Source organism: Flagellimonas okinawensis (genome assembly GCF_029194005.1).
Taxonomy (GTDB): Bacteria; Bacteroidota; Bacteroidia; order Flavobacteriales; family Flavobacteriaceae; genus Flagellimonas; species Flagellimonas okinawensis.
Genome location: NZ_JARFVA010000001.1, coordinates 727900 through 752863 on the forward strand (window position 1 = coordinate 727900; position 24964 = coordinate 752863).

Genomic DNA, 24964 nt, shown 5'->3' on the forward strand with positions numbered 1-24964 from the left:
TTGCGAAGCAACCATGATCGGTAGCGCTGCGCCAGCACGCTATCCTCTTGCTTCTCCTTTTTGCGCCAAAGGCCCAAAAAGCATCGCACAAACCATCTTAAAAAGACAGCCGTCCCTTTTCATATTTTACCCTATGGAGCACGGACTTTTGGAAAGTCAGATCAAGTTGGGTTGCCGTGCAAACTTTGCTACGATGTAGCATCTTAAATATACCCACATTCCTTCAGGCACAAAAATGCGTTCTGCGGGCAAATGGCATCATTTGCCCGCAGCAAATATGAAACGTCCATTTTTGGGTTTCCACAACGTCGGGAGTTCCACGGGAACGCCAAAAAAAAGACCCTTTTTCAAGGGTCTTGTTCCCGTCAGTCCTCTGATGGAACAGTATTGGTCTGTTCCCTGTAATACTCATACCGAAATATCCAGAGATTGACCACCAGGGAGTAGGTTTTGTCCACCGTGGCATCCGCTGTCTTTTTGACAACGCTTTTCTTTGGATGTTTCTTTGCAGGGATTTCCAATGACTTTTTTACAATTGCTTTCATAATACATGATTTTAGATTATTAATTATTTGAGGGCATCCCCGCACTTCACAAAAATTTCAGCTCAAAAGGAAACGGAATAAGGAGTGAGGTACGAACGGTTTATGCCGTAGTCTTTTGATGGGAACATTTTTGAAGGGCGAACTTGCGGTCAAATAAGGGATAGGTATACTTTGGGGTTGCCCAATACTTTGCAAACAAGAATTTCCCAAATTGGTTTTTGGGTGTTCGACCCACCTAAAAACCAACCATGAACCCATAAAAAAAGCCCATCGTGATGGATGGGCTTCGATGGTGTGTTTTGGCATTCACATATTGAATACGAAATCATAACTGTAGAGATTTCGCATTGCCTCTTCTTCCAAGAGGGTATCATAGTCCTTATCATGCGTTTCTGCAAATTGGAGCAATTCGGTCCCGGAACGGCTTTCCACATCTTCTTTGGATACGGAAAGCAAACGTTCCTGGGTCTCGCTATCAAGGTTGGTAAAGTTCAAATAGACCATTATTCAAAACTTTGATAGCTCATTGCTCACAGATCATATAGGCTTGGATCGAACCCATCGGGGTAATACCTTGGGTCATATTGTTCTTCCAACCATTTTTCAAATTCCGTCATTTCTGTATTCGCTGTATTCGCTTCCATGACCATTGGATTAAAGAATTCCATTATCAGCAAAACTGTAATACCGTCCGTCTGGGGCAAGGATGATATGGTCCAAAATCTTGACGTCAAAAAGCTGTGCTGCCTCTTTGATTTTTTGGGTCAATTGTTTGTCCTGATAACTGGCCTTGAGTTGCCCAGAGGGATGGTTATGGGCGAGTATGATCCCCACGGAAAGAGTCTTTAGCGTAATGGCAAAAAGGATGCGCAGATCTACCAAGGTACCTGTGATGCCCCCATGGGATAAGGGGTAAATGCCCTTTACCTTATTGGACTGGTTGAGCAGCACGATCTTAAAGGTCTCGTGCAGGCCTATGGTCTTGTTGTCCCAGTTTTGGAACAATAGATTCGCTACCTCATTGGAGTTCGTCACGGACAGGGATTTCAGGGTACTGAGCTTTTCCCGATAACTGATCTGTATTTCATTGACACGGTGTTCCATTTCAAATATGTTAAGGATGAAAAAAGAAAGGGATGCCCAAAGACTGGACACCCCCTATCCATTTTACTCGGTGGTATTGTTATCACCACCACCCAAAAGCAGGATCTCACTGGCCACTACCTCGGTCACATACTTTTTATTGCCCTCTTTGTCCTCATAGGATCGGGAGGTCAATTTCCCTTCGATGGCAACTTCCTTGCCCTTGGTCACAAAACCTTCGATGATGTCGGCCAGTTTTCCCCATGCGATGATGGTGTGCCATTCGGTATTGGTCACCCGTTCCCCTTCGGAGTTCTTGTAATGTTCATTGGTGGCCATGGTGAACCGTGCCACACGTTTCCCCTTGTCAAGGTCTGTAATGGTGGGGTCCTGCCCCACATTTCCGATAAGTTGCACTTTGTTTCTCAATGTACTCATGATAAAAAGTTTTAAAGGCCTGCCGTCCTCCAGTATGGACAGATCAGCAAACAGGGTTAAAAATTTCCCCTCTATTTTTTTGGTTTTTGTCTCCCAAATTTTAAGGGGCGTTTGTTTGCTTCTTACGTGCGTAGCACAATAAAAGAAGGGGGTTCTGTCAAGGCTTTTGGACAGAAATCGGGAGGCTCCGCGACGTAGTAAAACCTTAAGGTTTTCAAGGAAGTGGAAACCCTATTTATGGACAAAACCTGCCTTGGCCTTGACAGGTTCGATGAGGGCCCTAGGAATTCCATCCGACCCATTGGCAAGGGAGCGTACGGGAAGTTAAGCGACTGCAGGCGATGGTGTCCTGATTGGAAGTCCTTGGGCCCTGCCCTGTTTTTCGATGCCCCGAAAAACAATCAGGGCTTCTTTTATTACGGGACCCTTAAAATTTGATGGGCGGACAAGCGGATTTGCGGCCTTATAGGCAAAACCCCAAGAAGGGTTTGCAAAGGAAGGACGCACCAAAAATCCGTTTGGGCGACTTCCGTTTTGCCCAAATGAAGTTTCATCAAACATTACGACAATAAGGGAACAAAAGTATTGGAGTTACCCTACGACCGGATTATTTTTCATCTACAGTGATAAGCATTTCGTAATTGTTCGGATAAGATTCTTTATGCCCGGAAGCTTTCATATTGTCTCATAAGTCCTGTCGCCGTTTCTCGAAGAATCAGACCCCTAACCTTCCTGAAGTCCCCTCCAAAACAAGGAAAGTTGTTTGGGTGTCTCAACCTGCGAAGCGTCTCATGTACAATTTTATTGAAGGTCTTGGCCAACCATGGAGCTGCCAACAACGGCTGAAATATAAGTTAGCCCAAAAAATAGTTCCTCTTTGAAACTAAGTGTTCCACTTCATCCGCTGAAGTCGAACAGCATTCAATATTGCCAATAAGGCAACCCCCACATCAGCAAAAACTGCTTCCCACATCGTGGCTAGGCCTCCCGCTCCAAGGATGAGCACAAATGCCTTCACGCCAAAAGCGAGCCCAATATTTTGCCAAACTATCTTTCGGGTGGAGCGTCCTATTTTAATGGCCCGTGCCATCTTGCTCGGTTGGTCGGTCTGAATGATGACATCTGCTGTTTCAATGGCCACATCACTACCCAAGCCTCCCATGGCAATGCCCACATCGCTGATGGCCAGAACGGGCGCATCATTAATGCCATCGCCCATAAAGGCCACTTTTGTGTCGGATTGTTTTTTGAGTTCTTCGACTTCGCCGAGCTTATCTTCTGGTAATAGGCCGCCCTTTGCCCAATCAAAGTTTAACTTTTTCGAGACTTGTTGCGTTATGGAATCTTTGTCACCCGAAAGCATTATGATTTTCGAAATCCCGGCATCCCTGATTTGTTGGATGGCTAGATGGGCATCTTCCTTGAGTTCATCTGCAATGGTAACATAGCCTGCAAATTTTTCATCAATGGCCAACATTACAATAGAATCTACAATATCATCGGTTTCTGGAGGCACATCAATGTTGTTTGAGGCCATTAGCGCTTTATTGCCCACCAGCACTGTTTTCCCATTGACCGTTCCCCTTAATCCCTTTCCGGCAACTTCCGAAACATCGGTTGCCTTTATATCCGTTCCTTCGGCTTTGTATTCCAAAATTGCTTTTGCTATGGGATGGGTAGATTGTTCCTCCATGGCCATCAAGTATTTCATAAACTTGGCTTCCTCAAATTGGGCAGTCTTGATCTCCTTGATTTTAAAAACCCCTTTGGTAACGGTTCCCGTTTTGTCCATCACTACCGTGTTCACTTTGGTGATTGCTTCCAAAAAAGATGCACCTTTGAAAAGAATCCCATTTCGGGATGCCGCTCCCAGACCACCAAAATAGCCGAGCGGAATGGAAATGACCAAGGCACAGGGACAGGAAACCACAAGGAATATTAAAGCGCGATAAAGCCAATCCCTAAATACATAGTCATTTAGAAAAAAGTAGGGCAAGAACGTTAATCCAATGGCAAGGAAAACTACAATGGGCGTATAAATTCTCGCAAATCTTCTAATGAACAGTTCTGTCTTTGATTTTCTGGCTGTAGCGTTTTGTACCATATCCAAGATTCGAGTGATGGAACTATCCTTGAATTCTTTGGAGGTTTCTACATCGATAACACCCTCAAGATTAATACTTCCGGCATAGACTTTTTCGTCTCTATTTATCGTATCGGGCTTACTTTCGCCAGTAATTGCCGCCGTATTGAGGGAAGCTCTTTCGGATAAGAGAATACCGTCCAAGGGGATTTTCTCACCCACACGTACTTGTATCCTTTCGCCAATCTCGACGGTTTCGGGGTTTACGGTAACGAAATTCCCGTTACGAAGCACCAAAGCTTCGTCCGGTCGCGCATCCAAAAGGGCCTTAATATTTCCCTTTGCCCGATTGACTGCTGCATTTTGGAACAGTTCGCCCACGGCGTAAAACAACATTACCGCCACGCCCTCTGGGTATTCGCCTATGGCAAAGGCCCCTAAAGTGGCAATGGACATCAGGAAAAATTCAGTAAAGAAATCACCATGCTTTATACTGTTCCAACCTTCTTTGATGACAGGAAAACCAACAGGCAAATAGGCAAGGGTGTACCATGCGATTCTTATCCAGCCCTTGAAAAACGGGAAAGCATCAAAATAGTCCACTGCTATGCCGATGATGAGCATTACAAAACTGAAAATGGCCGGTAAATAGGTTTTGAATTTAGATACACCTTCAGGACCACCATGGTTATGGCCACTTTCGTGTCCGTTTTCGCCCTGGCGTTCCTTTGAACCTAGATCACGTAGTTTTACTTTTTTCTTTTTCATAGACGGTAAGGTCGTAATTAGTTTCGTGCAACGGAAGTGCATTTATTGACCGCTGCATTTGTCGCAAATTCCCTTAATGACCAAATTGGCATTTTCTGCCACATACCCATCAGGTAGATTGATATGGGGAATCTTATGCTCAGTGAGACAGACCGTTTCATCACAGTTATCGCAATGAAAGTGCAGGTGCAGATCTTGTTCCATTTCACAATTGCAACCTGGTTCGCACAGGGCATACTTTGAAATATTGGTGCCATCATCTATTTGGTGCACAATTCGTTTTTCCTCAAAGGTCTTCAGGGTCCGGTACAATGTGGTTCTGTCCGCTTTTGAGAAAGCGTTCTCCATATCGGTCAGGGCAATGGCCACTTCCTTTTCAGCCAAATATTTATAGATCAAAATACGCATCGCCGTTGGGCGTACACCTTTGTTTTCCAATGTTTTTTCAATTTCTGTCATCATATTGTAATTTTATCAATGGCTATGTCCCGCATCCCCTTTTTTCATTTGGGCCATTAAATAGTAGGCATTGTTGTATGCAAATGTAGTATATGGCCCAACGGAATCTACAAAATCGATGGCGACCCAATCCCCGTCATTTGGGCCTGTGCTAATTTCGACAGGTTTGAAGCTCCAGTCATTGCCTTCACGCTCCGCTTTAAAAATATACTTCTTTCCTTCGTTCGAACTTATTGCACTTTCAGGCACCGCAACGGTCTCGGATTTTTGGATTTCAATCCGTCCTTCAACATACATCCCTGGAATCAGCTGCCCTTCCTTGTTCTCGATTTCGGCATGGACGTGTATCGCTTTGGGATTTTGCTCGAAAGTTTTCCCTACGGAATAAATTTTCGCAGTAAGTTCCTTTCCGGGAATGGATTGCACATTGAAGGATACTTGCTGGCCTACCTTTACTTTGTACACATCCTTTTCAAACACCATTAAATCGGCATGGACGTGATGGGTGTCAACGATTTCAAAGAGGTCGGTCTGCGGTTCTACGTACTGCCCGGTTTTGACGGCTACTTTTTGGACAAATCCCTCAATGGGACTTCGCAATGCCACCCGTTGGTAAATCGTACCGTTTCTGACCCCGGATGCACCAATGTTCAATTGTTCCAACTGTGCTTCCAATCCTTTTGCCAGGCTTTGGGAGGCCCGGTATTCCGCTTCGGCCTTTTGAAAGTTGGACCCGCTGCCCACCCCGGCATCATACAAGTTTTTTTGTCTTTCAAATTCCTTCTTAAGAAACTGGCTGTTACTGTAGGAGTTCAGGAAATCGGTCTGTTTCTGGATGATATTGGGGTGGGACAGATAGGCAACCGTTTGACCTTTGCTTACTTTGTCGCCTTCAATGACCTCTATGGACACCACATTGGCACCCACGACGGTAGTAATGGTCGCTTCGTTCTGTGGTGGGACCTCCAGTTGGCCATTGGCCTCCACATATTGCTTCATAACACGTGGGGCAACGGTATCGATTTTCATGTTAAGGTTGCGGAATTGCGTTTCCGTTAGCATGGCTTCCTTGACTTCACCTTCTTTGTGCATTTCACCCACTTCAGGATTTTTTTGCTTTGCTTCCTCAGTATCGGCTTTGGAATTCCCACAGGAAGTAAGAACCAAGAGCATCGTCACGAGCCCGATAACGCTATATTTAAAAAGATTGTTCATTTGTCTATTGTTTAAAATATTGTAATTCAAATACTGATTCTAGATAGTTGTCAAGAGCGTCAAGGGCATCCATTTCCGTGTTTATGGCATCCCGAATAATCTGTGTGAACGCTGCATAGTCCACCGCACCCTCCGCGTAGGCCAACAACGCTCCCCTGCGCTGCTCTTGGGCAAGTGGCAAGGCCTTGTCCCTATAAAATTGCCACGATGCGCTCCATTTCCGATAGGCTTGCACCGCCTGCCGATATTCGGATTGCAGCTGGCGTTTGGTATAATCCGCATTGGTCTTTGCGATTTCACTTTCAATTTTGGCGGCCTTGGCTTGACTACGCTGTCCACCTGAAAACAAAGGAACCGAAATGCCGGCTTGATAGGTGTAGAACCCGCTATTGCCATTGACCTGTTGCAGACCGCCCTGAAGGTTGAACTTAGGCAGCAAGTCAGCCCGTGCCGCATCGTATGTCGCCTCGGCCTCCTCGATGCGCCTTTGTGAAAGTTCCAGCGCTGGGTGTTTTCCCAAATCCCCGTCCCATCCCAAAACCGTTACCGCACTTTCATCAAGTTTTTCTGGAACGGAATAGTAGATGTCCGAAACCAACCAAAGATTGAGCTTTTGCAGGGCAATGGCATAATCACTTTCGGCCTGTTGCAGTTGATTGTTGATTTGTAAGGCCTGATTTGTGGCCGATGAATATTCCAGCCGGGAAATGGCCTCTACCTTGAAGTTGAGTTCTATTGCTTTTTTAAACTGTGAATAAATGGAATCCAGTTCACGGTACAGTTCAAATTTCTGTCGTTGTCGATAGGCTTCTGACCAAGCCTTTTTGACCTCCTGTTCCACTTGCAGTTCGGAAAGGTCAAGAGCTGTCTCGGCCAAAGCGATGCGTTGTCTCTGCAAACGCCTTTTTGCACTGATGCCCAACAGGTCGATATTCTGTTGTCCAACCCCAACCAAGGTATAAATTCCTTGTCCGTCCACAATTTCTTCGCCACCTGTGAAGACTTGGGTATTGCCAAGGTCGTAAGCCATTCCTTTTAGGGCGGTTTGTTTTTGGACCTCCCATTGTTTCGCTTTCAACAGCGGGTAGTTTTTCCTGGAAACTTCCACCGCCTCTTCCAATGAAATAGCGGGCAGTGAATCTTTAGGTTGGATCTGTCGTGCATTTTCAAAACCTTTTTGCGCATGCATTTTGGCAGGCAGTGCGGTGGCGAACAAAAGAAGGACCATGACCACAGGGGTACCCCATTTCGGGTCGGGTTTCCTCATCCGTTTCGAATGTCCCTCGACCCATTGGTAAAAGATGGGTAGGATAAAGAGGGTCAAGAGGGTCGAAGTTATCAAGCCACCAATGACCACGGTGGCCAAAGGTCGCTGTACCTCTGCCCCGGCAGAAGCCGAAACGGCCATGGGAAGAAACCCTAAAATATCCGTAAAGGCCGTGAGCATAATGGGACGAATCCGTCTTTTGGTGCCTTCTATAATTCTACCTTTAAGATTGGTCACACCTTCTTCCTTCAGTTCATTGAGACCACTTATCATGACGAGTCCGTTCAGAACGGCCACGCCAAAAAGCACGATAAAGCCGACCCCCGCGGAAATACTAAAGGGCATATCCCTTAACCAGAGGGCGAACACACCGCCAATGGTGGCCATCGGGATGGCGAGGTAGATCATCAAGGTCTGTGGAAAGGACTTTAGCGCAAAATAAATCAATATGAAAATCAGGAACAAGGCAATAGGGACCACAGTTTGCAATCTATTGCTGGCGCGTTCCAGATTTTCGAAAGCTCCACCATACCGAATGTAATATCCTGTGGGCAGGTCAAACTGGGCATCCAATTTTTCTTGGATATCCTCTACCACCGATTTTACGTCACGGTCGCGAATATTGATGCCCACATAGGTCCGCCTATTGGTATTGTCACGGCTTATCTGCATCGGGCCGGGTTCATAACTTACCTCGGCAATTTCCCGTAATGGGATTTGCGAACCATTGGGCAGGTTGATGAACAGGTTCTGGATGTCCTCGATGCCTTGCCGGTTTTCCTTTTGAAGTCTTACGACCAGGTCAAACCGTTTTTCACCCTCGAAGATTACGCCTGCCTTTCCTCCTGCAAAGGCGGCCTGTACCACTTTATTGAGCTGTTCGATCTTTAGACCGTACTGTGCCAATTTATTGCGGTTATAGTCAATGGTGATTTGTGGCAGGCCGTCCGTGGCCTCAACTTTCATATCTGCAACACCGGGAACGGTGGCAATGATTTCCCCCATTTCCTCGGCCTTGCTTGCCAATATGCCGAGGTCTTCCCCGAACAATTTAATGGCCACATCCTCACGAACACCCGTAAGTAGTTCGTTGAAGCGCATTTCGATAGGTTGGGTAAACTCAAAATTCACGCCGGGAACGATACTGATGGCCTCCTTCATTTTTTCCACCAATTCATCCTTGCTTTCTGCAGTTGTCCATTCATCCGTTGGTTTGAGGATAACGAAGATATCGGCGATATCCATGGGCATCGGGTCCGTTGGTACATCGGCGACACCGATACGGCTGAGAACGGTTTCCGCTTCGGGAAATTCGGCCTTCACGATACGTTCAATCTTTGTCGTGGTTTCGATGGTTTCCGACAGGGAACTGCCGGGTTTCAAGATGGCATGAAAGGCAATATCACCTTCGTCCAATTGCGGGATAAACTCACCACCCATTCTCGTAAAGGCGAAAATGGCAATGGCAAAAAGGCCAAGTGCAATGCTTACGACCATTTTGGCCTTGGAAAGTGATTTGGTCAACAACGGTTCATATTTCCGCTCAATCCAATGCACGAACCTATCGCCATAGGATTGTTTTTTGGATTTTGGCGGCCGTAGGAACAATGCCGAAACCATGGGCACATAGGTAAGACACAATAGCATGGCCCCGATCATGGCAAAAATGAAGGTGAGGGCCATGGGCCGGAACATTTTCCCTTCGACACCCTCCAAGGCCAAAATGGGCAGGAACACGATCAGAATGATCAGCTGGCCAAAGAAAGCGGCGTTCATCATTTTTTTGGAGGCCTTAGCGGCGATGTCATCCCGTGTTTCTGCACTAACGCCATTCTTTTTGACCACATAGGAGTACATTAAAAAAACGGTGCCCTCTACGATGATCACCGCACCATCCACGATGATTCCAAAATCGATAGCCCCCAAGCTCATCAAGTTTGCCCATACATCAAAAACATTCATCAGAATAAAGGCAAACAATAGGGATAAGGGTATGGTCGAAGCCACAATGAGTCCGCCACGCCAATTCCCCAACAGCAAGACCAACACGAAGATCACGATAAGCCCACCTTCCAAAAGGTTCCCAGTTATCGTGCCTGTTGTCTCGGCGATCAATTCGCTGCGGTCAAGGAAAGGTTTGATGGACACTCCTTCAGGAAGGGACCGTTGTATCTGTTCCACACGTCGGGTCACGTTTTCGATCACCTCGTTGGAATTTGCCCCTTTGAGCATCAAGATCATTCCGCCCACGGCTTCGCCCTTTCCATCTTTGGTAAGTGCACCATAGCGTACCGCACTTCCCATGCTTACCTTACCTATATCCTTCACTTTGATGGGAATGCCATTAACGGCCTTGACCACCATATTTTCAATATCCGATATGGTCCTGGCCAGCCCTTCACCACGAATGAAGTTGGCTTGGTGGTTACGCTCGATGTAGGCCCCGCCTGTATTCTGGTTGTTGTTTTCAAGGGCCGAGAACACTTCTGTAATGGTTATACCAATGGCGCGAAGTTCGTCCGGGTCAACCGCCACTTCGTATTGCTTTTTGTTTCCGCCAAAGGCGTTTACCTCCACCACGCCGGGCACCATGGCCATCTGTCTCCGTACAATCCAGTCCTGGATCGTACGCAGTTCGGTTGCCGAATATTCACCTTGATGTTCATCATCTACTTCAAGGGTATATTGATAGATTTCGCCCAATCCCGTTGAAATTGGACCCATAACGGGTTTGCCAAAACCCGAAGGGATCTGTTCTTGAACCTCGGGCAGTTTTTCAGCTACAAGTTGTCTTGGCAGATAAGTGCCCACCTCGTCATCAAATACAATGGTCACTACAGAAAGACCAAACCGGGAAACAGAGCGGATCTCCTTGACGTTGGGCAGATTGCTCATGGCCACCTCAACGGGATAGGTTACAAATTGTTCTATATCCTCCGTTCCCAGATTGGGCGATTGGGTAATGACCTGTACTTGATTATTGGTGATATCCGGTACGGCATCGATGGGAACTTGGGTCATGCTATAAACGCCCGCACCTATCAATGCGAGGGTGAGCAGACCAATAATGAATTTATTATTGATTGAAAAATCAATGATTCTGTTGATCATATAAAATGTGTTTTAATTCAGTTGAACCAATGCAATAGGGTTGCAAGTATGAGGGAACAGGTCTTTGAAAAGTTCAAAGTCCATAAACCTCATAATCGGATATAGCTATCCTGTAAAACTGAATTAAACCTGTGGAGGTTGAAATAGTGGGTCGGTAAATTCCTTGCCCAATCCTTCAAAATGGGTGAAAACCTCTTCAAGGTAAGTCTCTTGAAGCGGCTGGAATCGAGCTATACCAAAATCCACCGTGTGCACATGGCAGCAATGGCAGTGGCAAAATGGTGAGCATAGTTCACAATTCTCGCTGTGTTCACCATCAAATTGAACCAGATAAACACCTTGGGAGTCTTCTGTTACGTTACCCGCATCACTGCAAGGAACCACATTGAGTGCCAACACGTAGATGGATAATATGACGGTAAAAAATTTCACTTTGCAAAGATAACAGAACTTTGGTGCAACTGCATTGCAAAATCCGGAAAGGACCTATTGAAGATTTAGTGTGTGGAACCAAGAGCATTCCATTGCAAATTTCAAGGGATGATCAAATGGGGCAATCCGGACCATCCAAAATTCAAGACAGGAAATTTCCAATCCATTCCAACGCCCCAAAAGGCTATGGCTTTACCAGAGCACGTCCCAATCCCAATTCGTCTGGAAAAAATCAAAGTATCCAAGAACGCTCATATAACCGAAAAAATAAATCACTGCTGGAACAAGCCTCTACAACTGCCATGCAACACGAAACAAAGTACAGTTGGCAAGTGGAACAAGCAAACGTTCCTTGTAATGGACAGGTGTCCAACTGACCGTAATAAACGGTCTTAATCATAGTACAAAATGGTGGCCTAAAAGATTCAATTTCTGTAGCGGGCAGTACTAAAGGCCACGTCGGATGTATAAAAGTCCTATTCAAAAGGGGCAAGTTGACCTGTAATGGGATGCTTCCTTGAAGGATAAGCCAGTCGTTCCATAAACCGGTCATAAAAAAACACAATTTATTTAAGCATTTGCTTATATAATGATATAACCTTATCTTTAATAAAATTTTTATCATGGCCCTTGAATTAAGTTGCACCCGCGCCGAGGCGGACCAAAAGCAGTTGATGCGCTGTCGCGAGACACTACGGATGAGTTCGAATTCAATCAACACTATTGGTAAGGTACTGGCCCTAGCAGGAAATGAGACCAGATTGAAGATTCTTTTCCTGCTGAACAAGGAAGGTGAGCTCTGCCCTTGTGATTTTTCAGATATACTGGAAATGACCGTACCCGCAATTTCGCAGCATATCCGTAAGATGAAGGATGCTGGTCTAATTACCTCCAGACGGGAAGGCCAAACCTTGTATTACTCACTGGTAAAAGGCCAAAGCGAGGTGTTGGAAGGCATCTTCAGCAGGCTTCAGGAAAACAAAAAAGTTGCATAGAATGAACATAGAAAGATCATCATATTCAGCAATGTTCACTGGAGTTTTTACAGCGATCACAGCCTCATTATGCTGCATCACACCTGTGCTTGCATTGATTGCGGGCACCAGCGGAATGACATCTACCTTTGCATGGCTGGAAGCTTTCAGACCATTTTTTATAGGCCTGACCGTATTGGTACTTGGATTTGCCTGGTACCAGAAGCTAAAGTCAAAATCGCAGCAAGAAATTGATTGTGCCTGTGAAAATGATGTAAAACCTTCCTTTCTACAATCAAAAAGGTTCCTGCTATTTGTTACCCTCTTTGCGGGACTGATGCTGGCATTTCCATATTTCTCAGGGCTTTTTTATGCCCAACCGACCAAGGAAATCATATATGTGCCCCAGGACAACATGGTAGATATAACCTTTACAGTGGAAGGAATGACCTGTTCCGGCTGCGAAAACCACATTGAGAACGAGGTCAACAAATTGGACGGTATCGTTTCAGTAAAAGCAAGCTATGAAAAAAGCAATACTACAGTTAAATATGACCGTACCAAAGTTACGGAGCAACGAATCATAAAGGCCATCAACAATACGGGCTATAACGTTTCCGAATAATATGGATACAAAAATATTATCTACCATTACCTGTCCCAAATGTGGGTACCAAGAAGAGGAAGAAATGCCAACCGATGCTTGCCAGTACTTTTATGAATGTAAAAACTGTCACGAAGTAATTCGACCTAAAGAAGGCGATTGCTGTGTTTTTTGTTCCTATGGCTCTGTCGCCTGTCCACCCATACAGAATAAATCTTCCTGTTGTTGACGAGAATAGTGGTTGACCAACCTTTTCACAACCATATATTGCAGATAAAATATAAATTATGATACCAAAAGATTTAAGCCAGGACATCAAAACAAGACTTCAAAGCATCAATGGACAGGTAAACGGTTTGGTCAGGTTATTGGACGAAAGTTCCGACCCCGAGAAGATTTTGGTACAGTTCAAAGCAGTGAAGAACGCCTTGGACAAGGCACATCACCTGCTCCTCGATGAGACCTATCGAAAGACCCTCGCCATCAAGATATCTGAGACTGTCGAGGCCTGTCCAGGAAATTGCGGCAATGAAGAACGTATCGAATTTATACGAAAGCAATTTCCAGATTTGGAATTGGACAGCCTAACGGAAAAGATGAAGGAAATAGATGCGCTCAAGGCCAAACTCGAAAACCACAAAAATGCTTGACCTCCCCATAATCACTACCGATTGGATGGCCTGCACGATGCGGGCTTTTTTTTTTGAAATTTTATTTGGAGACCACCCTACCCACCATTCTACCTTTGATGCATTGTTTGAATTCCATGTCGCGTACAGGAAATTTTAAACTATTTAAAAAACAGAAACATGAAACGTCAAGTAGAAGTATTTACGGCCAATTGTCCGGTCTGTGACCCCGTGGTCAAAAAGATAAAGGAACTGGCCTGCGATACATGTGAGGTAACGACCTATGATCTGGTCAGGCAATGTGAGGACAAGACCTGTCTTGATAAGTTGGATGAATACGGCATCAAGAAAGTGCCTGCTGTGGTCGTGAACGGTGAGCTCTTGGAATGCTGTAAGGATTCGGCCATTACCGAAATGGAATTGGTGGAAGCAGGAATTGGGCAGTCATAATTGAAAAGTGTTTGCATATGATTTGCAGAATATTCCTGAACATTCGCTATGTCAAATTGATATTGCTATTGGCCATATCAGGATCGGTGATGGCCCAGGGCCACGGCCCCCTCTATGGGCTACAGACACCGACCCTTGCCAAAGGCGGTGTGGATTTGAACGTGGCCGGGATGAGCCTAGGCACAGAAACCGAAACCTCCTATATGTTGCGCTACCTATTTTCCTATGGCATTACAGAAGATCTACAGGTAAACCTTACCACGCCCACACTGATAGAACGGTTGGGCGAGACGCCAAGGACACGGGGCAATAGCAATATGCCCGCCAATGGGGATATCGAGGCTTCCCTTTGGTACCGTTTTTTCTCGAACGCCTTTGGTGTGGGAAAGCGGTTTGAGTCCACTGCCATCGTGGGTGTTTCCACTCCTACCGATAATGTCAGGGGACAGGTCAATGTCGGCAACGCTATACATGCGGCCATTTCCACGGGCTATGCCTCACGCACTTGGTATGCATGGATCGGTGGCGGTTACCAATATTATTTTGAAAGAGATGACGAACGATTGGGCGACCTGCCCTATGCGAGTGCCGTTGTGGGGTACCGGCCCAATATCTTTATGGGTGATTACCCAAAACCCGATTGGCGCATCTTTATCGAATCATTGGCCGAATTCCCTGGAGGCAATAAAATTGATGGACAACTGGATTTTAGCGATACGCGCAGTACAAAGGTTTTGGTGGGACCTTCTTTCCTAGGACTTTACGGTGCTTGGGGCATATCCTTTGGTGCGATGGTTCCAGTAGTACAGGATTTGACACCCGGTTCGGTAAAAGAAAGGTATCGGATTGCCGTAAATTTAAGTTATTGGTTGTAAACACAGTATAAATTAAAAAGCACATATAATGAAAAACATCAAAATGATGGCCCTGATCGGTATTCTTGGAATAGGCACGATAAGCGGCCAAATCGCCAGGGTTGACCAAGAAGTCTATGGAATGGACTGCGCGCCCTGTGCCTATGGATTGGAACGCGGGTTGAAAAAGATGGACGGGCTTCAGGAGGTTCGCGTCAGCCTGAACGATGGAAAAGCGTATTTGGGATTGGCCGAAAAAAATGACCTTACCTTACTTAGCATTCAGGAAGAGGTCAAAAAGAACGGTTTTTCGGCAAAGAAAGCCGAAGTGGTTCTAATGGGTAACGCAACGAAAGAGGATGGCCAATGGTACATCGAGACCGATAACGAACGGTTTGCGGTATCGCAGGATACATCTATCGAATTGGTTCAAAAATTGGCGGTGGGCAGGACAACGCTAAGTGGCACGGTACAGGATGAAGATGATGATAATCTCTCGGACCAATGGGAGATCATACTGTCCAAAATAGAATAGGCCTTATGAAAGTAATTCTCAAAATGGTATTGGGCACCAGCTTGGTAGCGGCCCTTCTTCCGGTAATGTGCTGTTTGGCCCCGACCTTGTTGTCGGTCGTGGCGGGACTGGGTTTCTTGGGTGGGAATTTTGAATGGGTACATCCCGTGCAGCCCTATCTGACCACTATTTCGGCAGGAACGCTTGGGTTCGCCCATTTTAAAAACATCAAAAATGAAAGGAAATGTGGGAATGCAGGTCCTTGTCAAAACCATGGACAAAAGCACCATATTAATTCGTGGACGCTTTGGACCGTTACATTTCTGGTTTTAATACTTACGATAGTAAACTATGGATATGAATATTAGACCCGCACATATTATTCAGGTTGTTTTTTTACTGTCCCTTATGTCAAGTTGTGAGCAGCCCGAGAAACAATGGCAGTTCGAACGGAAGATCATGCTGCCCGAGAAAGCCCGACCCTTGGCTTTGGCCAAAGATGGTGATGCGATATGGTTTTCCGATCCTGATTATTTTAGGCTTTACAAGATCGACCGGGACGGAGAGCTGTTGGATTCGATTACTGGTATCCAGCGACCAATGAACATCCATACTGACAATGGCACCCTGTTTATTCCCGAATTTTTGACGGACACCATCTGGCAATATAGAGATGACAAAAGATGGCCTTTGAAACTATCCAAAAGACCACAGGCCCCAGCAGGGGTTTCCATTTACGGAGATACAGTTCTTGTAGCCGATTTTTATAACCACCGAATCATCGTACAGACACCGAATGAATGCTTCACTATTGGTAGGCAGGGGCACAAAGATGGGGAGCTGTACTATCCGATAGACGTAAAGATGAAGGATAACAGGATATATGTGGCCGATGCGTACAACAGCAGAATACAGGTCTTCGGGTTCGATGGAACACACCTAAAAACCATTGGTGGAAATGAAAAAATGAACGTCGCTTCCGGTATTGCAATGGGGGGGAAGGGAGTTCGCAATTACGGACCAAGAAAATGGCCGGGTGTTGATTTACAACTTTGATGGATCATTGCGGCAAGTCTTGACCGAAAGCATCAAGTATCCAACGGATGTGCAATTCGACGGGGAATACCTATACAGCACGAATTTTAAGGAGAACGCAATTTTAATCTGGTCCAGAAAATAGTGGGGACATTGGACAATTCACTTGTTCCTTAAAAAGTTCGCTTTACAAAACGACCATCCTTTAAACTGAGCGGGAAACCGATTAAGCCATTACTGAAAACAAGATTCCCAGAATCATGTTTTTGTCCCAAATTTAAAGTTCACTTTCCCGCTTGTTGTTTGAACAATCCAATCGAAAAACGTAAATGATCGAACCTTCATTGATTTAAAATATCAGAACCATTGTTCTACGTATACGGACCAGGACCCTTGACCTCTTTAATCAAAAAAATCCAATGTGTTTCTAAGTATGCCGTATCATCTGTGAGCCATATCGTAGGGAGTCCGAACCATCATTCCATGAAGTCGGCATTGTATTGGGCCTGTTTGACCCAAGTAGGGTTTGACGTATGCCAATTGTTATATTACTGAAACAAATAATAAATCCTTAAATCTTAATTTTTATGAAGACCCTTTTGAAAAACTTGGGAATTATCTTTGGAACAATGCTTTTGATAGTATCCTGTAGTGACAACAATGAAAATGACAATGTAGAGAAGGAATCTTATCAAACAACCCTTAAAATGACCGATGCACCCATTGACAATGCGAACGTGGAAGCGGTGTTCATCACGGTCTCCGATGTAAAGGTGGACGGAAACTCCATTGAGGGGTTCTCCAAGACCACTTTTGACCTTTCGGCCTTGGTCAACGGCCAGACGAAGACCTTGGGCAATCTCCAAATGGAGGCAGGGACCTATTCCAACATTGAATTGGTCCTGGACTATGCCAATGACATGAACGGCAACAGTCCCGGATGTTATGTGGAAATGGCCGATGGGACCAAGGACAGGATAGAGGCCTCTTCCAATACTGTGGACATCACGGATGCCTTTGAGGTCTTTGCCACCAATACCAATGAGATCATCATCGATTTCGACCTGCGAAAGACCATAAAGGAAGAACAGGGGACCTTGGAATCGGACTTTGATTTCGTGACGCTTTCTGAGCTTTCCGCAGGTATTCGGACCGTAAACAAAGAAGCGACGGGAGAGATTTCGGGTACGGTCAACGATTCCCAAGATACGTCCGATAAAATTGTGGTGTATGCCTATGAAAAGGGCACATACAATGCCGAAGTGGAGACCCAGGGCCAGGGTGAGAGCAGTATCAGGTTCGCCAATGCCGTGACCAGTGCTGAAGTGGGCGGAATCAACAACTCCTATAGCCTTAACTTTTTGGCCGAAGGGGAGTATGAACTCATCTTTGCTTCCTATACCCAAGATGGTACTGAGTTTTATTTCAACTCACAATTGGAAGTGGAGTCCACCACAGGTCTCGACCTGGGGGCCATCAATATCACATCGGCCCTACAGTTGAGCGCCAATGTCACCGTGACCGGGACCGCTTCGCTATAGGCAATCCCATCGATTATAACAAGAAAAGCCCCAGAACGGGGCTTTTTTTATGGTCAAGGTTTTATTTGCCACCATTGGCCTGTAAATCTGCCAAACAGGCGGCATCCAATCCTGGAATGGTGCCGCCACTGATCATATTGATGAGCCCCTCACCGGTTTCCGCTGTCCAATACATCAGACAATCCTCAGTGGTACAATGCTTTCCGTGTGGCTCATCCTGATGCGTACTTTGCAATGGGGTACCGGCATTTACCAATCCCAATAGATGTCCAAACTCATGGTCAAGGACCGTGGTCTCCAGAACCGCAGTGCTCGGGGCCAAGGGTTGTCCGCTAAATTCCCGGATGGTATCCGCAAAGATGACAAAGGAGGTGTTCCTGTAGGCTACCCCCAATACGGAACCGTTTTCCGTGTTCTCGGAATATTCCCCATCAATAAAAAGGCCAAAAACCTTTAGGATACCCTCTTGGTTATAGGCTGTACGTATATCGTCCTCCAAGTTCCTGATATCCGTAATGGAATAAACGGCCTGCCCCGGGGATGAAATCTCTGTAAGCGCAATGGTAACCCCATCGGGTTTATGGAGCCGTTCCATCAAGAAGGACTCAAAATTGTCCAAGGTTGTTGCACTAGGCTTCAGACCTTCCACATAGAATATTTCAAGGTGCAGTGCTGGAAAACGGGAACCATCCAACAGATCTGCGGCCGAATCCCCGACGGACTTACGGTTCTGTGAAACATCCATTGTGTCGTTCAATCCATTTCCATCATCCGCTTGTCCAGAGTCGGCACTGCAGCCAAGACCCAAAATACCAAGCAATCCCATTAAACAAATGGAACAAAATCTTTTTCTTACCTGTAATTCCATATTTACCCAACGGCAGATAAAAAAGGATAGTATGCCCTTGTCCCGTTTATTTTTAAACCAAATTCCCTCGACCTAACGTTTCGAAAGACCTTTTTGGACAATCGCCTGAGCACCACCTTGCGGTGGCAAAATATCAATCTTTTGCTTTTGGGCAGCAAAGAGTAGCTTTCACGACCTTTGGGGAAGGGGAATTTTTTACCACCATCAAATATATCATTGTGGTGGACATAATTATCCCAAGTCTATCCTATTCCTTCAGTAACGCTAAGAACAAATCGCGGTTCATTGATAGTGAGTTTGGCAAAAAAGAATTTTAAAAGTAATACCCTAGATAAAAAACATGTTCCCCACTCTTTTTTTGGTGTCCATGCCCATAATGGAACCATAGGTTTAATTAAGGGAAGGGATAAAGGAAGCTATCCCATTACCTTGGTCCATTCAGTAGAACCCTGGGAGCACAATAATCAGTTGGACATTATAGCTTACATAACGATGTAGATTAACAATGGATGTCCAAAAAAAAAAGAGGCCTGGTGACAGGCCCCTTCCATCAATCTTTGTTAATCCTCAATTGCCTTGGCCTGCCGTTCCAGAACTATAATCCTTTCCTTGATCCGTGCTTCACGCTTTTGACGACTTTCTGCATATGTTTCTTCAATGGCCGAGATTTTTTTTTTGTAAAAGGATAGCATCGCCACATAGAAGGATTGGTTGGTCAGGTCATTGGTATGGTTGCTTTCCCCAAGGTGTACCTGTCGGGTCAACAAAAACCGTATCAGTTTATAGAAGGTCTCTTTCTTGAAGTTTTGTTTGAACCGGGCCACCAGCTCCTCTCGGGACAATTTGGAATCCTCCCCAATGAACCCCTCAAAATGTTCCCTTTGACTATAATATCCAATGTTGTTCTCAAACAGTGAGATGGAGATGGCCACCATTTCATCCGTGGTCAAAGGTTTGTTCCTATTGATGTAATTCGTTTCCCGGATCATATCCACCACTTCCTTGAACTGGTGGTTGTTCTCGATCTGTTTTTTCCTAAGTTCCCGTGTATGAATCTTGATGATCTGTTCCTCTGGGGAACATTCAGCCATCTTCCGTTTCTCCAAGGACTTGGCACCTGAACTTCCATTATTGGTTTCTTCCCTGACCTTTACAAAAATGGACTGTGTCAAGTAGGTATCCGTTTCCAGTAGAATACCCTTTTCAAATCCATTTTCCACGGCCTTGTCCCATGCCTCCTTTTCCTCGGTGAAGGATTCCAAAGCTTCGTCAAGGAATTCAGCCAATTCTTCCTCGGTGTATTCATAGTGCCGGTGCTCTTCTTTAATGCTTTTCATGGTAGGCTCAACAGGCTCCTTTAAAATTTCGAATTCATTGGTCAAATGTACTTCTAGACCTTCTTTTTCCATTTGGGCCATGACCCACTGGTTGCGTTCCTCGTCCACCCAATATTTGTTGATGTTGGGCACCAGTTTCAATCCTTCCTTTTTTACTCTTTTCAGGAGTTGCAAAAAGGTCTTTGTCTTTTTGTTCTCAAAACAGGAGGTCCGGGTACAGACCATCTTCCCTTCCCCGAACAAGTTGCCTTGGTTGGCAGCGTTGAAAGGGCAGGCAACACATGCCCCTGCTTTGGGCAATAAGGTCTTATCTGTCACATCAAAGCCGGCCTTGGTCAGGTCAAAGGTTCGGCTCTCGATCATCCGTTTAATCCGATGTTCCTGAAATTTCCCTTCCAGGCTTTCCAATAACATCTGTTGTTCGCCGGGCTCAAAAAGTGCCACTGCGACTCCCAAGGACAAGGTCATTTCCCCATTTCGGACAAAGGCCTTGAATCCCTCGATCAAACCGGCCAATTTGATACGCTGGCGGACATAGTTCTCCGAACGCCCGAGACGTTTGGCAATCTCAACGGGTTCGTAACGGTCCAACAAAAATTGGATGGCCTCGGCCTCCTCAGTAGGTTCCACATCTTTCCTTTGGAGGTTTTCGATGATCTGGACTTCCAAAATTTCAGAGCCCGCATATTCCCTTATCATGGCTGGAATAGTAGGCAATCCTGCCAATTTACTGGCTCGAAATCGCCTTTCACCCATGATGATGATATAGCCGTCATCAGATTTTCTCACAGTGATGGGCTGCAATACACCATGCTCGGCAATACTCTGTGCCAAATGATTGAGACTTTGTTCATCCAAGGTTTTTCTGGGTTGTGTCGGATCTGGCGAAACCAAACCGATTTCCAACATCTGGATCTGTGGAACAGAGTTCCGTTCCTTCTGCGGTGTGGGTCGCTCTGCTTTTGATGATTGGTCCGCATTCCTTTTGCTTGTCGCTCTTTGTTTTGTTTGTGTTTCCATGATTTTTTGGATTTTTGGTTAAACAATATTTGAGCGGAAACCAAGCGGAAGACAAAATTTTGGAGCGGCAAGGAAACGGAATAAACAGTGACCATCGGAACGGTTTTATGCCGTCCCTTGTCCGAGAAAATAGTGCGAGCTTAACTTTCGGGAATATTGGTAAGAAAATAAAAGTTATAAGGCAAAATTCAAGCGTTGGTACCTGATGTGATTTATAATGGTTTCAAAAGCGCTCCTTGGGAACCCAATGGTTGCCCTTACCATGCATATAGACAAGTTTAAGAATTTTGGCCCAAGAGCACACTGTTCATTAATTTGTTTATAACACACCGTCGACAAAGCCCCTACCCCATTGACTTTCTTCCTGGAAAAAACTAACTTCACTACATGGTAAACATCGGTGTTCACAATTCACTTGAAATATCAAAATAGCTCATGAACACCGATGTTTACCATGTGGAAAATTTGCCTAGTGCTGTTGGTCAAGACCAACAGCACTAGGTTTACACCCTCCATCTTTTGTGATTTTCACTCTTGTCTCCCCAAAAATTTATTCGTCACATTTTTTTACTAAATTTGTGACGGAAAATAATTGACAAAATGCCCATACCCACTGAAAAACTTATAAAAAATTCAATTTCGAACCATAAGCGTGGAAAAATTTTTTTCCCGAAAAACTTTTCCAAATTCGGTACATCTGAAGCGATAAGGCAAGCATTGAAAAGGTTAGAGGACAAAGGTTTTTTGATCCGATTGGCCCAAGGCATTTATCTATATCCCAAAGAACACAAGCTACTTGGGACGTTATATCCGTCTTTGGAAGAAATTGCCAAAGCAATCTCTAAAAGGGATAAGGCCAGAATTATTCCCACTGGGATTCAGGCACTCAACCAACTGGGGCTTTCCACACAGGTACCTTTGAATTTAGTTTACTTAACGGACGGAACTTCCCGTACCATATCCGTTGGGGAAAATACAATAAAGTTTAAAAAGGCTTCCCCTAAAATTCTAGCCGTCAAGAGTGAGACCAATATCCTTATCATGCAAGCCCTGCGCCAATTGGGCAAACACAATATAGATGACAAAACCTTGGAAAAAATAAATATGATACTCCAAAAGGTTGACAGAGAATCAATAGTTCATGATATGAAACTAGCTCCTGTTTGGATTTCTGAAATTATGCAAAATTCACTATCAAAAAGGGAACCGACATGAAGGAATGGTTTGATTTATCCGAACAGGACAGAAGAGAAGTGATTGTTCAAACAAGTATTTTAAAAGGCCTTTCACAGGCGGCCATAGAAAAGGATTGGTGGGTGGTCGCTGTCCTTCGCACCCTATTCGAAACCAAATATTCAAACCACCTGGTTTTCAAAGGAGGTACATCCTTGAGCAAAGCATGGAGACTTATTGAGCGCTTTTCGGAGGACATAGATCTGGGTATGGATAAATCCTTTTTTGAATTTGAGGGAGATCTTTCCCGAAAACAGGTTAAAAAACTTAGAAAGGCATCATGCAAGTTTGTGAGCGAGATACTGCCGCAAGATTTAGAGGATAAGCTTCATGAAATGGGCATCAAGGATTTTACCATCCATGTCCGCGATTTTGAAGAATCAGATACTGATCCCTTGGCCATTGAAATCCGCTATAAGTCATTGGTCGACAAGGTTCCCTATTTAGAACCAAGAATACTGGTTGAAATAAGCTCCAGGTCACTTCGGGGACCCTTTGAAAATAGAGAAGTTATATCGTTTATTGGGGAAATGTACAGAGGCCTATCCTTTGCTGATAAAGCCGTTAATATACCCACAGTTTTGCCTCAACGCACATTTTTGGAAAAACTGTTCCTATTGCATGAGGAATTTCAGAAACCAAAAGAACGGGGACCAATAAGAGGTCATCGAATGACAAGGCATTTATATGATGTATCCAGAATGATGGATACAGGATTTGGGGAATCGGCAATAAAGGACAAAGCATTGTACGACAAAATTGTGGCACACCGAGAAGTATATGCACGAATATCTTGGATCGATTATTCAAAGCATGGTTATAAAACTTTGAATTTCATTCCACCTGAAGAAGTTATGGCAGAATGGGAAGAAGATTATGCGGAGATGAAAGAGAGCATGTTCTATGGTAAAACGGAAAGCTTTAAAGATTTAATCAACAAGCTAACCGGCTTGAGAGATAGGTTTAATTCAGCCTAGTTCATTTTGATTCCAATTGTTCTCAAATAGCCCAGAAACAGGACTCAAATGTTAAAGTAGCGTTGAAGTAGAGTCCCTTTCCGCGACAGCTGACTTTTGACCCCTTGAAACTAAGTGTCCTGTCTTATCTGTTGAAGTCGAACTGCATTCGATATTGCGCATAAAACAACCCGCTCATCAGCAAAAACTGCTTTCCTGAAAGGTATTCTAAATAGAAATAACAATACCCCTACAGCTCTACCGTACAATTCTCAAATTGGGAACCCCACTGTTATCTTGAATTTTATGGCTGCTCTCATCCAATATGTTTTTCAATTGGGCCATGTCCTTACTGATTTTCTTTTCCACCACCCTTGCATACTTTTGGGTCGTAGAAAGCTTGGTATGCCCCAAGAGCTTGGAAACGGTCTCTATGGGTACGTCGTTCATAAGGGTGATTGTTGTTGCAAAGGTATGTCTGGCCACATGGAACGTTAGGTGCTTATCAATATTTGCCCTTTGTGCAATGATCTTTAGGTATTGGTTCACCTTTTGATTTGAGTACACAGGAAGAACAATATCTTCATTTTTGGGAAAATCCGCATACTTCTCCAAGATTTTCTTGGCTTTGGTCAATAGGGGGACCTTGACTTCGGTCTTGGTCTTTTGGCGCTTTACATCGATCCATAGTTCCCCATCGATGCCGGATACGATACCGTTGGGTTTGAGAAGTTTGATCTCAATGTAGCTCAGTCCAGTATAGCATGCAAAAAGGAAAATATCGCGGACCAGTTCCATCCCCTTTTCCTCGAATTTCAATTGGCCCAGTGCCAAGATTTCCTCCTCTTCCAGAAAAGCACTGTCATAATCCTCCATTTTCACTTTATAGAGGTTGAAGGGATTCTTGGGGATGCAATCAAATTTATAGGCCATGGTCACCAATTTCTTGAACCGTAGCATATGTTTCATGATGCCATTGTTGTTCAATGTTTGGAACGACTTGATGGGTTCGCAGTTCCGCAGGAAGTTTTCAAATTCAATCAAAAAGGCATAGTCAATGGAGGCCAACCCAATATCGGGCACCCGATATTTTTTGGCAATGAAACGTTTCAGGTAGGTCTCTGTAGAAGAATAGTTCTTGACTGTCCCTTTGGCCAGTTTGGGCAACTCATAGGTTCGGTTATACTCCAAAAGGTCCAATAGGGTGAGCATCACCTTGTCCTTCCCCAGATATCTAAGCTTGATGGATTGTGCCGTTATAAAGTTGCTCTCCGCACAGAGTTGTCGATGGCATTCCAGTAATTTTGCCCGGACGTCGTCCAAATATTTGTTGACAACAACGGATTCACTGGCCCTATGGTCCATTTTTCCCAAAATAGGACACCATCGTTCTTCAAAAGTTGATCGATGGACACTGAGATCTGCATTTTTTCCTTTACATCTGATTCGGACATAAATTGGAAAACGTCCATCTTTTTTTCTTCCTGATTTTTTCAGCCAAAAACTGATACTGAAGGCGTTAGAGGTATTCATGTGTTCTCGCTTTAA

Annotated in this window: 26 protein-coding genes; 14 read left to right on the forward strand and 12 right to left on the reverse strand. The window is 44.8% G+C overall.

Annotated features, from left to right (window positions below; all coding sequences use genetic code 11):
- Nucleotides 1–365: 365 nt before the first annotated feature.
- The 4 genes from PY091_RS03460 to PY091_RS03475 all read right to left on the reverse strand — a co-directional run bounded on the left by PY091_RS03460 (nucleotide 366) and on the right by PY091_RS03475 (nucleotide 2066).
- Nucleotides 366–545, reverse strand: a complete 180-nt coding sequence (locus tag PY091_RS03460; protein WP_067036202.1) for a hypothetical protein — start codon at nucleotides 543–545, stop codon at nucleotides 366–368.
- A gap of 306 nt (nucleotides 546–851) precedes the next feature.
- Nucleotides 852–1049 carry a hypothetical protein gene (locus tag PY091_RS03465; protein WP_090294768.1) on the reverse strand — a complete coding sequence of 66 codons (198 nt, stop codon included), beginning with the start codon at nucleotides 1047–1049 and terminating at the stop codon, nucleotides 852–854.
- Nucleotides 1050–1199: 150 nt separating this feature from the next.
- Nucleotides 1200–1649, reverse strand: a complete 450-nt coding sequence (locus tag PY091_RS03470) for a JAB domain-containing protein (protein ID WP_090294766.1) — start codon at nucleotides 1647–1649, stop codon at nucleotides 1200–1202.
- Between the two features lie 63 nt (nucleotides 1650–1712).
- Nucleotides 1713–2066, reverse strand: a complete 354-nt coding sequence (locus PY091_RS03475; RefSeq protein WP_036385938.1) for a single-stranded DNA-binding protein — start codon at nucleotides 2064–2066, stop codon at nucleotides 1713–1715.
- Between the two features lie 237 nt (nucleotides 2067–2303).
- On the opposite strand from PY091_RS03475, the gene PY091_RS03480 reads away from it, so the two are divergent.
- Entirely contained in the window at nucleotides 2304–2504 is a 201-nt protein-coding gene (locus PY091_RS03480) for a hypothetical protein (RefSeq protein WP_275648321.1), read from the forward strand.
- Between the two features lie 445 nt (nucleotides 2505–2949).
- On the opposite strand, the gene PY091_RS03485 is transcribed toward PY091_RS03480, so the two are convergent.
- From PY091_RS03485 to PY091_RS03505, 5 genes are all read right to left on the reverse strand, one after another.
- On the reverse strand, nucleotides 2950–4917 hold the full coding sequence (locus PY091_RS03485; protein ID WP_090294760.1) for a heavy metal translocating P-type ATPase: 1968 nt from the start codon (nucleotides 4915–4917) through the stop codon (nucleotides 2950–2952).
- A 42-nt stretch (nucleotides 4918–4959) separates the two neighbouring features.
- Nucleotides 4960–5376, reverse strand: a complete 417-nt coding sequence (locus PY091_RS03490; RefSeq protein WP_067036187.1) for a Fur family transcriptional regulator — start codon at nucleotides 5374–5376, stop codon at nucleotides 4960–4962.
- A gap of 15 nt (nucleotides 5377–5391) precedes the next feature.
- Complete coding sequence (locus PY091_RS03495; protein WP_275648322.1) at nucleotides 5392–6591, reverse strand: efflux RND transporter periplasmic adaptor subunit; 1200 nt, start codon at nucleotides 6589–6591, stop codon at nucleotides 5392–5394.
- A gap of 4 nt (nucleotides 6592–6595) precedes the next feature.
- Nucleotides 6596–10969 (reverse strand): CusA/CzcA family heavy metal efflux RND transporter, encoded by a 4374-nt coding sequence (locus PY091_RS03500; RefSeq protein ID WP_275648323.1) that lies wholly within the window; start codon nucleotides 10967–10969, stop codon nucleotides 6596–6598.
- Between the two features lie 123 nt (nucleotides 10970–11092).
- Nucleotides 11093–11401 (reverse strand): DUF6660 family protein, encoded by a 309-nt coding sequence (locus PY091_RS03505; RefSeq protein ID WP_275648324.1) that lies wholly within the window; start codon nucleotides 11399–11401, stop codon nucleotides 11093–11095.
- Nucleotides 11402–11424: 23 nt separating this feature from the next.
- Here PY091_RS03505 and PY091_RS03510 point away from each other — a divergent pair, with 23 nt between their 5' ends.
- From PY091_RS03510 to PY091_RS03560, 11 genes are all read left to right on the forward strand, one after another.
- Entirely contained in the window at nucleotides 11425–11778 is a 354-nt protein-coding gene (locus PY091_RS03510; protein ID WP_275648325.1) for a hypothetical protein, read from the forward strand.
- Nucleotides 11779–12024: 246 nt separating this feature from the next.
- Nucleotides 12025–12396 (forward strand): ArsR/SmtB family transcription factor, encoded by a 372-nt coding sequence (locus PY091_RS03515; protein ID WP_067036171.1) that lies wholly within the window; start codon nucleotides 12025–12027, stop codon nucleotides 12394–12396.
- A 1-nt stretch (nucleotide 12397) separates the two neighbouring features.
- A complete protein-coding gene (merTP, locus tag PY091_RS03520) occupies nucleotides 12398–13000 on the forward strand; it encodes a mercuric transport protein MerTP (protein ID WP_275648326.1) in 603 nt (200 codons plus the stop codon).
- A gap of 1 nt (nucleotide 13001) precedes the next feature.
- Nucleotides 13002–13208: a GDCCVxC domain-containing (seleno)protein gene (locus tag PY091_RS03525; protein WP_072882309.1), complete on the forward strand. Its 207-nt coding sequence runs from the start codon at nucleotides 13002–13004 to the stop codon at nucleotides 13206–13208.
- A gap of 58 nt (nucleotides 13209–13266) precedes the next feature.
- A complete protein-coding gene (locus tag PY091_RS03530) occupies nucleotides 13267–13629 on the forward strand; it encodes a metal-sensing transcriptional repressor (RefSeq protein WP_072882308.1) in 363 nt (120 codons plus the stop codon).
- Between the two features lie 159 nt (nucleotides 13630–13788).
- Nucleotides 13789–14058: a thioredoxin family protein gene (locus PY091_RS03535; protein ID WP_275648327.1), complete on the forward strand. Its 270-nt coding sequence runs from the start codon at nucleotides 13789–13791 to the stop codon at nucleotides 14056–14058.
- Nucleotides 14059–14075: 17 nt separating this feature from the next.
- Entirely contained in the window at nucleotides 14076–14933 is an 858-nt protein-coding gene (locus PY091_RS03540) for a hypothetical protein (RefSeq protein ID WP_275648328.1), read from the forward strand.
- 28 nt (nucleotides 14934–14961) lie between these two features.
- Nucleotides 14962–15447: a heavy-metal-associated domain-containing protein gene (locus tag PY091_RS03545; protein WP_275648329.1), complete on the forward strand. Its 486-nt coding sequence runs from the start codon at nucleotides 14962–14964 to the stop codon at nucleotides 15445–15447.
- Between the two features lie 5 nt (nucleotides 15448–15452).
- The gene (locus tag PY091_RS03550; protein WP_067036155.1) at nucleotides 15453–15794 is read left to right on the forward strand and encodes a hypothetical protein; all 342 of its coding nucleotides are present in this window, start codon (nucleotides 15453–15455) and stop codon (nucleotides 15792–15794) included.
- On the forward strand, nucleotides 15784–16482 hold the full coding sequence (locus PY091_RS03555; protein WP_275648330.1) for an NHL repeat-containing protein: 699 nt from the start codon (nucleotides 15784–15786) through the stop codon (nucleotides 16480–16482). The genes PY091_RS03550 and PY091_RS03555 overlap by 11 nt, the downstream gene beginning before the upstream one ends.
- Nucleotides 16483–17048: 566 nt before the next feature.
- Nucleotides 17049–18002, forward strand: coding sequence for a DUF4382 domain-containing protein (locus PY091_RS03560; protein WP_207027391.1), 954 nt, complete (start codon nucleotides 17049–17051; stop codon nucleotides 18000–18002).
- Nucleotides 18003–18063: 61 nt separating this feature from the next.
- Here PY091_RS03560 and PY091_RS03565 read toward each other — a convergent pair whose 3' ends face one another.
- Both PY091_RS03565 and PY091_RS03570 read right to left on the reverse strand, forming a co-directional pair.
- Nucleotides 18064–18870: a membrane metalloprotease gene (locus PY091_RS03565; RefSeq protein ID WP_275648331.1), complete on the reverse strand. Its 807-nt coding sequence runs from the start codon at nucleotides 18868–18870 to the stop codon at nucleotides 18064–18066.
- A 560-nt stretch (nucleotides 18871–19430) separates the two neighbouring features.
- Nucleotides 19431–21227, reverse strand: coding sequence for a ParB/RepB/Spo0J family partition protein (locus tag PY091_RS03570; protein ID WP_275648332.1), 1797 nt, complete (start codon nucleotides 21225–21227; stop codon nucleotides 19431–19433).
- 600 nt (nucleotides 21228–21827) lie between these two features.
- Between PY091_RS03570 and PY091_RS03575 the strand changes: the two genes are divergently transcribed.
- Together PY091_RS03575 and PY091_RS03580 are read left to right on the forward strand one after the other, a co-directional pair.
- Nucleotides 21828–22442, forward strand: coding sequence for a DUF6088 family protein (locus PY091_RS03575; protein WP_067036133.1), 615 nt, complete (start codon nucleotides 21828–21830; stop codon nucleotides 22440–22442).
- Entirely contained in the window at nucleotides 22439–23437 is a 999-nt protein-coding gene (locus PY091_RS03580; protein ID WP_275648333.1) for a nucleotidyl transferase AbiEii/AbiGii toxin family protein, read from the forward strand. Before PY091_RS03575 ends, PY091_RS03580 begins: the two co-directional genes overlap by 4 nt.
- Before the next feature lie 237 nt (nucleotides 23438–23674).
- On the opposite strand, the gene PY091_RS03585 is transcribed toward PY091_RS03580, so the two are convergent.
- Complete coding sequence (locus tag PY091_RS03585; protein WP_067036128.1) at nucleotides 23675–24949, reverse strand: site-specific integrase; 1275 nt, start codon at nucleotides 24947–24949, stop codon at nucleotides 23675–23677.
- Nucleotides 24950–24964: the final 15 nt, after the last annotated feature.